This is a genomic window from Jidongwangia harbinensis (assembly GCF_020216025.1).
Lineage (GTDB): Bacteria > Actinomycetota > Actinomycetes > Mycobacteriales > Micromonosporaceae > Actinoplanes > Actinoplanes harbinensis.
Genome location: NZ_JAIWNC010000037.1, coordinates 100,364 through 112,798 on the forward strand (window position 1 = coordinate 100,364; position 12,435 = coordinate 112,798).

Below are 12,435 nucleotides of genomic sequence, written 5' to 3' on the forward strand. Positions count from 1 at the left end.
TGCCGGGTTCAGGCGGCTGGAACGGCTTCCGTCGGTTAAACGGCTTCCGGCGGGCGGGCTACTCCTCTGGGATGCGGCGGGTTTGACGGATCGGCGACCCCGACATGTCTGAAATGGGGCCTTGCCCCGGCTCTCGGCCCTCGCGGTGGCGGCCTTGCCCCGGCTCTCGGCCTTCCCGGTATGCGGCTTTGCCCGGGCTCCCGGCCCTGCCCGGCGGGCGGCTTTGCCCGGTATGCGGTCTTATTCCGGCGAGATCTTGGAGGCCCACACGAATCTTGGAGCCGCAACGCCCCTATGGGGGCCATGGCGCTCCAAGATTCGTCTCCGCCTCCAAGATCTCGCCCAGCCTCCAAGATCTGACCGGGCCTCCAAGATCTGCCGCCCGAAAGTCGCATACCGGACCACGGTGGGCCGGCGGCGTCACTCCACCCGCACGTGGTCCAGGTCGTGGGCGCCGGGATTGACGTAGATGTACAGCTGGCGGACGTCGGCCAGCGCCGCGCCGTCGCAGGACATCGCGGACAGCAGGTCGATCGTGGCCGTCGTGGTGCTGTCCTGGTTGACCCAGCTGAACGTGGACTGGCACCACGTCAGCTCCGGTCCGGTCTGCACCGCGATCGCCACGTTCGTGCCGGCCGTGGCGCTGGTCCGCAGGTCGTACTTCAGGGCGATCCGCTGGGACAGGTCGACCGGTTCGGCGAACGTCATGCCGAACCAGCCGCCGTCCGCGGCGGCGACCCGGAGCCCGTGCGTACCGTGGGTGGCGAACTCCCCGGTCTGGGTCACCGTGCCGCCGTTGGGCTGCCAGGACGCGGACGCCCAGCCGTCCGTGCCGTCCTCGAACGACGCCAGCACCTGCACACCGGCCGGGTCGGGTTTCACCGTGACGGTCACCGTGGCCACGTTGGAGCGGCGGCCGGCCTGGTCCAGGACGGTGTAGTCGACGGTGGCGCGGCCGGCGAACCCTTCGGTGGGGGTGAAGGTGAGGGTGCCGTCGGGGACCACGGCGAAGGTCCCGGCGGTGACCGTGCGGCTGCGCTGGATGCCGGACGCCGCCGGGTCCAGGTCGATGCTGTCCGGCCGTACCGTGGTGCGGTAGGCGATGTCGTTGGCGGCGGGCCGCAGCGTCGCGGGGGTGCCGAAGTCGGTGACCGCGGTGTCGTGGTCGGCGACCGGGGCGGTGGCACGCTGCCCGGAGCGGATCTCCCGGGCGGCGTTGGAGATGGTGGTGCACACCGGGCTCGGGCAGTACACGGTGAACCCGTCGTAGTCGGGGTACAACGTGCCGTCGTCCTGCACGCCGGAGAGGATCCAATACAGGAAACCGCTTCCGCCGGTACGGATGAACGCCTCGGTCCACTGCCGGTACACCGGGTTGCGGGTGTTCCTGTCGCGCCACCCGAACTCGCCGAGCATGGCGGGCTTGCCGGCCAGCTTCGCCTCCCGGTTGTGCCGCTCGATCCAATCCGCACCCCACTGCGCGGTCCGGTTGCCCCAGCCATCGGGATACAGGTGGTACGACATCACGTCGATCGACGGCAGCCGGGTGAGCGCGACCGTGTCGACGCCCTCGCCGCAGTTGTCGATCCAGTCGGGGCTGTTCGGGCCGTCGCAGAAGAAGCCTTCGTCGCCGACGCTGACCAGGTGCCTGCGGTCGATCGACTTGAGGTACGTGGACATCTCGTCGGCCCAGGCGGTGATCGTCTCGGGAGTGCAGTCGGGGCTCTGCGGGTAGATCCCGGAGCCCTTGCACCGGGGCTCGTTGCCCAGCTCCCACGTCATGATCGTGGGATCGTCCTTGTACTTGACCCCGGTGATCGTGTTGGTGCGGTTCAACACGTGCGCGAGGTAGTCGCGGTACCAGCCCCGGATCACCGGGTCGGTGTAGAAGTCGTCGTGGTGGTCCGCGCCACGCCAGCGTACGTACTGGTCGATGCCGCCGAAGTCGGACCAGTTGTTGGTCAGCGGCAGCACCAGCTTCTGGCCGGCCGCCTTCGCCGCGGCGATCACGTAGTCGAGGCGTTCCAGGCCGTCCGGGCCGTCGTTGATCGCCGGCTTGGTGCCGTCCCAGTACTGGAAGTAGACGCCGTCCGGGGCGTCCGCGACCGAGTCGTCGCCGCCGGGCGTGCCGATGGCGCCGAATCCCCAGGTGCGCATGACGGTGAATCCGGCGGCCCGGGCGTCGGCGAACACGTCGTCCACCATCGCCCGGCTCTTGTAGAACAGGTAGTAGTTGTTGGTGCCGCCGAACCGGAACGGAACGCCGTCGAGGACCAGCCGGTCGCCCTGGCGGATGACGAAGCCGGGGGTGGGCCGTTCCGGCGCGGCGACGACCGGCGCGGCGACGACCGGCGTGGCGGAGCCCAGCACCGTGGCCACGGCGGCGAGAACGGCAAGCAGACGTCTGCCCATGGACGGGCCTCCGGGCGGGTGAGGTGAACCGGTTAAGCCGCCACGCTAGAGTTAGACCAACGTCGATGTCAACGAGCACAGCTCGGTTAAGTAGGCGCGGATCAGGGCTCGTAACGCAGCCAGACCGCGCCCAGCGGCGGCACCCGGAGCGAGGCCGAGGCGTTGAGGCCGTGCCACGGGACGTCCTCGGCGTGCACCTCGCCGAGGTTGCCGACGCCGGAACCGCCGTACAGCTCGCTGTCGGTGTTGATCACCTCGCGCCAGCGACCGGCGCGCGGCAGGCCGATGCGGTAGTCCTCGTGCGGGACCGCCGCGAAGTTGACCACGCAGGCCAGGGCGTCACCGTTGGGGGCGAAGCGGAGGAACGAGAACGTGTTGTGCTGCGAGTCCTCGGACGTGATCCACCGGAAGCCGTTGCTCGCGGTGTCCTGGGTCCACAGCGCCGGCGTCTCCTTGTAGACCCGGTTCAGGTCCTGGACCAGGCGGTGGACGCCGCCCCCGCCGCGCTCGTCGGCCAGCAGGTCCCAGTCCAGCCCGCGTTCCTCGCTCCACTCCCGTTCGTCGCCCATCTCGGCGCCCATGAAGATCAGCTGCTTGCCGGTGAACGACCACATGAAGCCCAGCAGCGCCCGGGTGTTGGCCAGCTTCTGCCACCGGTCACCGGGCATCTTGCCGGTCAGCGAGCCCTTGCCGTGCACCACCTCGTCGTGGCTGATCGGCAGGATGTAGTTCTCGCTCCACGCGTACACCGTGGCGAAGGTCATCTGGTGGTGGTGCCACTGCCGGTAGATCGGCTCCTTCTCCATGTAGGACAAGGTGTCGTTCATCCAGCCCATGTTCCACTTGAACCCGAAGCCCAGGCCGCCCAGGTGGGTGGGGCGGGTGACACCGGGCCAGGCGGTGGACTCCTCGGCGACCGTGACCACGCCGGGGTAGTTCTTGTAGACGGTCGCGTTCATCTCCTGCAGGAAGCTGATCGCGTCCAGGTTCTCCCGGCCGCCGTACTGGTTCGGCGTCCACTCGCCGTCCTTGCGCGAGTAGTCCAGGTACAACATCGAGGCGACCGCGTCCACCCGCAGGCCGTCGGCGTGGAACTCCTCGCACCAGTACAGCGCGTTGGCGACCAGGAAGTTGCGGACCTCGGTGCGGCCGAAGTCGAAGACGTACGTACCCCAGTCGGGGTGTTCGCCGCGCCGCCAGTCGCCGTGCTCGTACAGCGGGGTGCCGTCGAAGCGGGCCAGGCCCCACTCGTCCTTGGGGAAGTGCGCGGGCACCCAGTCGAAGATCACCCCGATGCCGGCCTGGTGCAGCTTGTCGATCAGGTGGCGGAACTCGTCCGGCGTGCCGAACCGGGAGGTGGGCGCGTAGTAGCCGGTGACCTGGTAGCCCCAGGAACCGCCGAACGGGTGCTCCATCACCGGCATCAGTTCGACGTGGGTGAACCCGGTCTGCACCACGTAGTCGACCAGCTGCTCGGCCAGCTCGGTGTAGGACAGGCCGGGCCGCCACGAGCCGAGGTGCACCTCGTACGCGGTCATCGGCTCCTGGTGCCACTGCTTGCCGGCGCGCTGCCGCATCCACTCCGCGTCCTGCCACTCGTACTCCGAGCGGTACACCACCGACGCGGTGGCCGGCGGCACCTCGGTGTGCTGGGCCAGCGGGTCGGCGTGTTCCCGCCAGACGCCGTCCGGCCCGAGGATCTTGTACTTGTACCGGGTGCCGAGGTGCGCGGCCGGCACGTACAGCTCCCAGACCCCGCTGGAACCCAGCGAGCGCATCGGGCAGCCGTCGTACGGGCCCCAGCCGGCGAAGTCGCCGATCACCTGCACGCCGCGGGCGTTCGGCGCCCACACCGCGAACGCCACGCCGTCGCCCTTGGGCTGCGCGCCGAGCACCGTCCACAGCCGTTCGTGCCGGCCCTCGCCGATCAGGTGCAGGTCCAGCTCGCCCAGCGTGGGCAGGTGGCGGTACGGGTCGTCGTACTCGGTGCCGTCGGCGTCGATCCGGTAGTCCAGCACCGTGCCGGACAGCTCGGCGGCGAAGATGCCGTCCTGGTGCACCAGGGTCATCGGCGTGCGCTCGCCGTCGTGCACGACCGCCACGTCCTTGGCGCCCTTGCGCAGCGTCCGGACGACGGTGTTCGTGCCGCTCGGGTGGGCGCCGAGGATGGCGTGCGGATCGTGGGTGTCACCGGCGATCACGCTGTTCATCGCGCGCTGGTCGGCGGCCAACGCAGAGGTGGTGTGCCCGATCATCGGTTCCTCCGGGGGGATGTCAGCCGACGAGCCGGGCGATGGACCGCAGCGGGATCCGCAGCCATCCGGGCCGGTGTCGGGATTCGTAGGCGGCCTCGTAGACCGCCTTGTCCAGCTCGTACGCCGCCAGTAGCGGCCCCTGCTCCCGCGGGTCGGCACCGGCCGCATGGGCGTACCCGTCGCAGAACGCGTCGCGGTTGCGGTCCACCCACTCCCGGGCCCGGGCGGCGAGATGCTCGTCGTCGTCCTGGTCGACCAGCAGCTGGTAGGCGGCGTACTCGTAGGAGCGGAGCACGCCGGCGATGTCGCGCAGCGGCGAGTCGGGCAGGCGCCGCTCGTCCAGCGGCTGACCCGGCTCGCCCTCGAAGTCGATCAGCAGCCAGGCCCACGGCGTGCGCAGCACCTGACCGAGATGCAGGTCGCCGTGCACCCGCTGGACGGTGATCTGCTCACCGGTGAGCTTGCGGAAGCGTTCCTCGATGGCCGGCACCGACGGCTGCAGCTCCGGCACCGCGCCGGCCGACTTGACCAGCCGGGCCACGACCGCGTCCACCGGGAACGGCGACGGCCCGGAGCCCAGCTCCTCGGCCAGCGTCTTGTGTACCTCGGCCACGGCCTCACCCAGCCGGTACGACTCGCCCTGGAAGTCGCCGCCGACCTCGTCGGCGCCCATCTCGGCGTCCGCGAACAGGTCCCGGGCGCTCGCGGTCGCCATCGCCCAGCCCTCGGCGGAGTTGGCCGCGTACGCGGTCACCATGCCGAGCGGGCACGGCTCGCCGCTCTCCGTCGTCTCGAACGAGCCGAGCAGCCGGGCCACGTGCGGGTTGCCGGCGCGGCCGAGCACCCGGTTCAGTTCGATGTCCGGGTTGATGCCGCAGTCCACCCGGCGGAAGATCTTCAGGATCGCGTCCTGCTCGAAGATCACGCTGGTGTTGCTCTGCTCCGCGTCGAACACGCGCGGCGACGCGTCCAGCGGCAGCGCGACGTCCGGTTCCCGTTCGAAGCGCACCGAGTCGATCAGCGCACCGGAGTCGATCAGGCCGAGCAGGTACCGGGCCGCGGACGGGTCGTACAGCGCGTCGTACCCGGTGCGGTCGCCGTCGGTGCCGATCGTGGCCACCGCGCTGTACTCCACGATCGGGCCGGAGTCCCAGGCGACGAAGAGCTGGTACCGCTCGGTGCTGCCGTCGGTGTACGCGACGTCCAGCAGGACCAGCTCGAGGTCGTCGCGGAGCGCGGTGACACTGGACGGTTTGACCGACTCCAGCGTCCGGCCGCGCCCGGCGTACCAGCGTTGCTGCGGCAGCCATTCGGCGTAGGGCAGCGTCATTGCTTCTCCTCCGACCCGCAGAGCTGGAACCAGTAGAAGCCGTGGCCCGGCAACGTGAGCAGGTACGGCAGGTGGCCGATCCGCGGGAAGTTCACGTGTCCGGTGAGCTCGACCGGGGTGTAACCGGCCCAGTGCTGCAGGTTCAGTTCGATGGGTTGCGGGAAGCGGGACAGGTTGTTGACGCAGAGCACGACGTCCTCGCCGTCCTCACGCAGGAACGCCAGCACGGACGGGTTGGAGCCGCCCAGTTCGCGGAACGTGCCGACGGCGAACGCCTCGTGCCGGCGCCGCACCGCCAGCATGGTACGGGTCCAGTTGAGCAGCGACGTCGAGTTGTCCCGCTGCGCCTCCACGTTGACCGACTGGTAGCCGTAGATCGGGTCCTGGTTGGCGGGCAGGTAGAGGCGGCCCGGGTTGGCGGTGGAGAAGCCGGCGTTGCGGTCCGGGGTCCACTGCATCGGGGTACGCACCCCGTCGCGGTCACCGAGCCAGATGTTGTCGCCCATGCCGATCTCGTCGCCGTAGTACAGCACCGGCGAGCCGGGCAGGCTGAGCAGCAGCGCGGTGAACAGCTCGATCTGGTTCCGGTCGTTCTCCAGCAGCGGCGCCAGGCGGCGGCGGATGCCGACGTTCGCCTTCATCCGCGGGTCCTTGGCGTACTCGGCGTACATGTAGTCGCGCTCTTCGTCGGTGACCATCTCGAGCGTCAGCTCGTCGTGGTTGCGCAGGAAGATGCCCCACTGGGCCATGTCCGGAATGGCCGGCGTCTGGGCCAGGATCTCCGAGATCGGGAAGCGCGACTCCCGGCGGACCGCCATGAAGATGCGCGGCATCAGCGGGAAGTGGAACGCCATGTGGCACTCGTCGCCGCCGGTGTCCGCGTCGCCGAAGTACTCCACCACGTCGGCCGGCCACTGGTTCGCCTCGGCCAGCAGCACCCGGCCCGGGAACTCGTCGTCGATCACCTTGCGGCAGTGCTTCAGGAACGCGTGCGTCTCCGGCAGGTTCTCGCAGTTGGTGCCGTCCCGCTCGAAGAGATAGGGCACCGCGTCCAGCCGGAAACCGTCGATGCCGAGGTCCAGCCAGAACCGCAGGACGTCGATCATCGCCTCCTGCACGGCCGGGTTGTCGTAGTTCAGGTCCGGCTGGTGCGAGAAGAACCGGTGCCAGTAGAACTGCCGGCGGACCGGGTCGAACGTCCAGTTCGACTCCTCGGTGTCGACGAAGATCACCCGGGCGTCCGGGTACCGGTCGCTGGTGTCGCTCCACACGTAGTAGTCGCCGTACGGGCCGTCCGGGTCGCGGCGGGACTCCTGGAACCAGGCGTGCTGGTCCGACGTGTGGTTCATGACCAGGTCGGTGATCACCCGGATGCCGCGCTTGTGCGCGGCGTCGAGCAGCGCCACGAAGTCGTCCACCGTGCCGAACTCGGGCAGCACCCGGTAGAAGTCCCGGATGTCGTAGCCGCCGTCGCGCAGCGGGGAGTCGTAGAACGGCGGCAGCCAGAGGCAGTCGACGCCCAGCCACTGCAGGTAGTCCAGCCGTTCGATCAGGCCGCGCAGGTCGCCGGAGCCGTCGGAACTCGAGTCGTAGAACGCCCGGACCAGCACCTCGTAGAAGACGGCACGCTGGAACCAGGTGCGGTCGGCAGGCAGCGACCGGGCATGGCCGAAGTCGTCCGCGGTGGGGTGCTCGACCACACCGTCCTCGACGTGGCTGCCCTCCGCGGGATCATGCTCCACCGTCGGATCAAGATCGCTCGTCAAGTCCATCAGAAGTCCACCTACCCTGGCCGCAGGTTCTCAATCAGAGGTGCCGGTGCACCACGAACACGTGGGCCGGTTCGACGTACGGGTCGATCCGGACCGCGTTGTGCTGGCCCCACTCGTACGAGGCGCCGGTGATCGCGTCGGTCACCGTGAACCGCTCGTGCCAGTCCATGCCGAGGGCGGGCATGTTCAGCGTCGTGTTGCCCCACTGCACGTTGCCGGAGTCGAACGAGCAGATCACCAGGACGGTGTTGCCGGTCTCCGCGTCGCGCTTGGACCAGCACAGCAACGAGCCGTTGTCGATGTCGTGGAACTCGAGGTTGCGCAGCCAGTGCAGCGCCGGGTTGTCCCGGCGGATCTGGTTGAGCCGGGTGATGTACGGCGCCAGCGAGCGCCCGGAGCGCTCGGCCGCCGCGTAGTCGCGCGGCTTCAGCTCGAACTTCTCGTTGTCGATGTACTCCTCGGCGCCGGGCCGCGGCACGTGCTCGAACAGCTCCAGTCCCGAGTACATCCCCCAGGACGGGGAGAGCATGCTGGCCAGCACCGTACGGATCTTGAACATCGGCGGCCCGCCGTGCTGCAGGTGCTCCGGCAGGATGTCCGGCGTGTTCGGCCAGAAGTTCGGCCGCATCCAGTCCAGCGTGCCGAGCAGCTGCTCGCAGTACTCACGCATCTCCTGGGCCGTGGTGCGCCAGGTGAAGTACGTGTACGACTGGGTGAATCCGATCTTGCCGAGCCCGCTCATCATGGCCGGCCGGGTGAACGCCTCGGCCAGGAACAGCACGTCCGGCTCGACCGCCTTCACCTTGGCGATCAGCCACTGCCAGAAGTTCAGCGCCTTGGTGTGCGGGTTGTCCACCCGGAAGATCCGTACCCCCTGCCCGACCCAGTGCAGGACCACGCGGAGGACCTCCTCGCGCAGGCCCTTCATGTCGTTGTCCCAGTTCAGCGGGTAGATGTCCTGGTACTTCTTGGGCGGGTTCTCGGCGTAGGCGATGGTGCCGTCGGCGCGGGTGGTGAACCACTCCGGGTGCGAGGTGACCCACGGGTGGTCCGGTGCAGCCTGCAGCGCCAGATCCAGCGCGATCTCCAGGCCCAGCTCCTCGGCCCGGGCCACGAACGCCCGGAAGTCCTCCAGCGTGCCCAGCTGCGGGTGGATCGCGTCGTGACCGCCCTCGTCCGACCCGATCGCCCACGGCGAACCGACGTCCTCCGGGCGCGCCACCAGCGTGTTGTTGCGGCCCTTGCGGTTGACCTTGCCGATCGGGTGGATCGGCGGCAGGTAGACCACGTCGAAATTCATCGCCGCGACGGCCGGCAGCCGCTCGGCCGCGGTGGCGAACGTGCCGTGGGTGATCGGCGTCGCCTCCGGCCCGATCTCCGCGCCCTCGGAGCGGGGGAAGAACTCGTACCAGGCGGAGAAGAGCGCGCGCTTACGGTCCACCCACAGCGCGTACGACCGGGTGGTGGTCACCAGCTGCCGCACCGGGTGGTCCCAGAGCAGCCGCTCCAGGTCCAGCGCCGGGGACACCCGGGCGAACAGCGAGCGCTGGTCGTCGCGCAGCGCGGCGGCCGCCTCGCGCACCCGGTCCTGCTCCGGCTCCGGCACGATCTTGGTGGCCAGATCCAGCAGCTCGGCGCCCTCGACCAGGTCGTTCGCCAGATCCTCCAGGCCCTGTCCGACGCCGATCTTCTTCACCACCGCGTCGCGCCAGGTCCGGTACGGGTCGTCGAACGCCTCCACGGTGAACGTCCACCGGCCGACCCGGTCCGGCTGGATCACCGCGTGCCACTGGTCCAGCCCCGGCTCGCCGGGCCGCATCCGGGTGAACGGCCGCGCGTCGCCGTCCGGCCCCTGCCATACCACGTTCACGCCGAGGGCGTGGTGTCCTTCGCGATAGGACACCGCGGAGACCGGCACCAACTCACCGACCACCGCTTTCGCGGGGTAGCGGCCACACGACACCGAGGGCGTGACGTCTTCGATCGGAAAGCGACCGGTCATGATCTCCACCGTAGTCAGATTGGCATGGGCGGGCTGGCGGCGCCGGAAAATGCAACCGCCGTCGAAAGGGAAGGTTTCCGTAGTGGAGCGTTCGCAAACTGTCCCGCGACGCCACCGTCAAACCTACCGGAGCCGGGTGACGATGGCGCGTCCAGGCGGGCCCGCGCGCCGCCGGTGAACGCGGCCGGCCCGGCCTCGCGTGCCGTGACGCACCGTTGCGATCGGCGGAGCGCGTCGGTTGCCATGTGGTGCCATCGCGGCCACCCTTCTCAAGCCACCCCGCCGCCCGCCGAGGAGTAGCGGTGACGCCGGCCGCCAGGGCCGTCGCCGACCCAGGGGAGTGGCACGTGGCCGGACCGTCCGCCGAGCTGTCGCCGGTGATCGCCGCGAGCACGCACTGGCTGGCCCGGGCGTACCCGCCGGCCACCGCGGACAGCGTCGCGCTCACCCTCGCCGAGCTCCAGGCCCGGCAGGCCGTCACGGTCGCCGCCTGGCTGCGCTACCCGACGCCGATCGACGCCGCGCTGGTGGCGATCGCCGGACCGGGCGGCTCGGCGGTGCTGGACTGGCGGGTCGGCAGCGAACCCGACGACGAGATGGCCGACGAGGAGGGCTGGCGTACCTGGGTCGACGAGGTCGTGGTCAGCTGGGCCGCCTGCCTGCTGGCCGACCCGGCGCTGGCCGTCCGCGGAGTGGACTCGGTGGCCGCCGCGGTACCGCCGGCCGACGACCGCCCCCGGCCCCGGCCGCGCCGCCCCGGCGGGCTGCCGAGCGAGTTCCGCCGGCTCACCGCCCCGGACCCCCGGGACCGCGCCGCGGCCGCGCTGCTGCGCCACCCCGACCTGCTGGAGCCGGTCGCCGCCATGCACCGCGCCGACCTCTACTACCTGCTGGGCGTCGAGCGCGCAGCGGAGAATCTCGGCGTGCCGCAGTAGCGACCCCGCCGCGGTCAGTCGGCCAGGCGGGCGGGGAAACCGCCGGTGGCGATCGGGCCCCAGGCGTCGATCGTCACCCGGATCAGCGACTTGCCCTGGTCCCGCATGGCCTGCCGGTACTCGTCCCAGTTCGGGTGCTCACCCGAGATCACCCGGAAGTACTCGACCAGCGGCTCCACCGACTCCGGCAGGTCCAGCACCTCGGCGGTGCCGTCCACCTGCACCCACGGGCCGTTCCACTCGTCGGACAGCACGCAGACCGAGACCTGCGGGCGGCGCCGGATGTTGGCCACCTTGGCCCGCTCCGGGTACGTGGAGATGACGATCCGCCCCTCGGTGTCCACGCCGCAGGTGTTCGGCGAGGACTGCGGGCGCCCGTCGCGGCGGGTCGTCATCAGGATGGCGTGGTGCCGCGGGCGCAGGAACTCCAGCAGCTCCGCACGGTCCGCGCGGGTGTTCGTCGCGATGCTCCGGGCCACGGTCTCTCCTCCGGTCAGTCCGGCCGGCTGCCGGCGTCGGCCGCGTCCACCTGGATCGCGCCGGGGTGCCCGCCGGCCTGCTCCGCGGTGACCGCGGCGCCGATGATCCCGGCGTTGTTCAACAACGTGGCCGGCACCATCGGGGTACGGATGTCGATCAGCGGGAAGAACTTGTCCGACTTCTTGCTCACGCCGCCACCGACGATGAACAGGCGCGGCGACAGCAGCATCTCCACGTGCCGCAGGTACTCCTGCACCCGGTCGGCCCACTTCTCCCAGCTCAGCTCCTCCTGCTCGCGGGCCCGGTCGGCGGCCCGCAGCTCGGCGTCCGCGCCGTGCAGCTCCAGGTGCCCGAACTCGGTGTTCGGGATCAGCGTGCCGTCCAGGAACAGCGCGCTGCCGATGCCGGTACCGAACGTCAGCATCATGATCAGGCCGGGCTGCTCGCGTCCCGCGCCGAACGCCACCTCGGCGACCCCGGCCGCGTCCGCGTCGTTGAGCACCGACACCGGCCGCCCGAGCCGGTCGGAGAACAACTGCGCGGCGGGCGCGTCGAGCCAGGACTTGTCGACGTTGGCGGCGGTACGGGTCACCCCGTCCACCACCACACCGGGGAACGTGACGCCGATCCGGTCGTACCCGGAGAAGGCGTCCGCCACCTCGGCCACCGCCTCCACGACGCCGGTCACGTCGGCCGGCTGGGGCGTCGGCACCCGGTGCCGCTCGGCGAGCAGTTCGCCGCGCACGGTGTCCACCGGTGCGCCCTTCACGCCGGAGCCGCCTATGTCGATGCCGAGGATGGCCATCTGGTTTCCCGTCTTTCGTACGGACACTGCAGTGCTCTGTACCACGCGGAGCCGAAGTCGAATCGTTGCGCCACCCCTCAGACTGCAGCACGTTGGGGGTTCACTCATACTTTCGGCTAGTCAGGCCTAAGCTACTCGGTTAGCCTCAAGGGAACGAACGGTCGCCGCGTGCGGGCACGGCTCTCTGCCCGTAATGGAGGACCAACCCCATGACTACTGTGCGTGAAACAGCAACGGACGGTGCCGGCGAACTCCTGGCCGCCATGGCCGAAACGCCGCTCCACGACCCCCGTCGGCACGACCTGCGCGCCAAGGCCATCGAGGCGTGGCTGCCGCTGGCCCGCCACCTCGCCCACCGTTACTCCGGCCGCGGCGAGCCCACCGACGACCTGGTCCAGACCGCCACCGTCGGACTCATCAAGGCCGTCGACAAGTTCGACCCCG

At 70.1% G+C, this 12,435-nt stretch carries 9 protein-coding genes; 2 read left to right on the forward strand and 7 right to left on the reverse strand.

Translation table 11 applies throughout. The annotated features are described in order from the left end of the window. Nucleotides 1-420 precede the first annotated feature (420 nt). From LDL48_RS34030 to LDL48_RS34050, 5 genes are all read right to left on the reverse strand, one after another. Nucleotides 421-2,412, reverse strand: a complete 1,992-nt coding sequence (locus LDL48_RS34030; RefSeq protein WP_225259241.1) for a cellulase family glycosylhydrolase — start codon at nt 2,410-2,412, stop codon at nt 421-423. A gap of 101 nt (nt 2,413-2,513) precedes the next feature. After that, a complete protein-coding gene (gene glgB, locus LDL48_RS34035) occupies nt 2,514-4,667 on the reverse strand; it encodes a 1,4-alpha-glucan branching protein GlgB (protein WP_225259242.1) in 2,154 nt (717 codons plus the stop codon). A gap of 19 nt (nt 4,668-4,686) precedes the next feature. Next, nucleotides 4,687-5,997, reverse strand: a complete 1,311-nt coding sequence (locus tag LDL48_RS34040; protein ID WP_225259243.1) for a maltokinase N-terminal cap-like domain-containing protein — start codon at nt 5,995-5,997, stop codon at nt 4,687-4,689. After that, on the reverse strand, nt 5,994-7,769 hold the full coding sequence (gene treS, locus LDL48_RS34045) for a maltose alpha-D-glucosyltransferase (RefSeq protein ID WP_225259244.1): 1,776 nt from the start codon (nt 7,767-7,769) through the stop codon (nt 5,994-5,996). The genes LDL48_RS34040 and treS overlap by 4 nt, the downstream gene beginning before the upstream one ends. Before the next feature lie 34 nt (nt 7,770-7,803). After that, entirely contained in the window at nt 7,804-9,771 is a 1,968-nt protein-coding gene (locus LDL48_RS34050) for an alpha-1,4-glucan--maltose-1-phosphate maltosyltransferase (RefSeq protein ID WP_225259245.1), read from the reverse strand. 347 nt (nt 9,772-10,118) lie between these two features. On the opposite strand from LDL48_RS34050, the gene LDL48_RS34055 reads away from it, so the two are divergent. Next, nucleotides 10,119-10,706: a hypothetical protein gene (locus LDL48_RS34055; protein ID WP_225259246.1), complete on the forward strand. Its 588-nt coding sequence runs from the start codon at nt 10,119-10,121 to the stop codon at nt 10,704-10,706. 14 nt (nt 10,707-10,720) lie between these two features. On the opposite strand, the gene LDL48_RS34060 is transcribed toward LDL48_RS34055, so the two are convergent. Together LDL48_RS34060 and ppgK are read right to left on the reverse strand one after the other, a co-directional pair. Next, a complete protein-coding gene (locus LDL48_RS34060) occupies nt 10,721-11,185 on the reverse strand; it encodes a PPOX class F420-dependent oxidoreductase (RefSeq protein ID WP_225259247.1) in 465 nt (154 codons plus the stop codon). A 14-nt stretch (nt 11,186-11,199) separates the two neighbouring features. Further along, a complete protein-coding gene (gene ppgK, locus LDL48_RS34065) occupies nt 11,200-11,991 on the reverse strand; it encodes a polyphosphate--glucose phosphotransferase (protein ID WP_225259248.1) in 792 nt (263 codons plus the stop codon). A gap of 209 nt (nt 11,992-12,200) precedes the next feature. Between ppgK and LDL48_RS34070 the strand changes: the two genes are divergently transcribed. Continuing rightward, nucleotides 12,201-12,435: sigma factor (locus tag LDL48_RS34070; protein ID WP_272493118.1), on the forward strand; the 235-nt coding region annotated here is incomplete at its 3' end.

What these genes read in the sequence shown, in the direction of transcription:
- LDL48_RS34050 (WP_225259245.1), bottom strand. Translation starts at nt 9,771, where the DNA reads ATGACCGGTCGCTTTCCGATCGAAGACGTCACGCCCTCGGTGTCGTGT.
- treS (WP_225259244.1), bottom strand. Translation starts at nt 7,769, where the DNA reads ATGGACTTGACGAGCGATCTTGATCCGACGGTGGAGCATGATCCCGCG.
- LDL48_RS34030 (WP_225259241.1), bottom strand. Translation starts at nt 2,412, where the DNA reads ATGGGCAGACGTCTGCTTGCCGTTCTCGCCGCCGTGGCCACGGTGCTG.
- LDL48_RS34040 (WP_225259243.1), bottom strand. Translation starts at nt 5,997, where the DNA reads ATGACGCTGCCCTACGCCGAATGGCTGCCGCAGCAACGCTGGTACGCC.
- ppgK (WP_225259248.1), bottom strand. Translation starts at nt 11,991, where the DNA reads ATGGCCATCCTCGGCATCGACATAGGCGGCTCCGGCGTGAAGGGCGCA.
- glgB (WP_225259242.1), bottom strand. Translation starts at nt 4,667, where the DNA reads ATGATCGGGCACACCACCTCTGCGTTGGCCGCCGACCAGCGCGCGATG.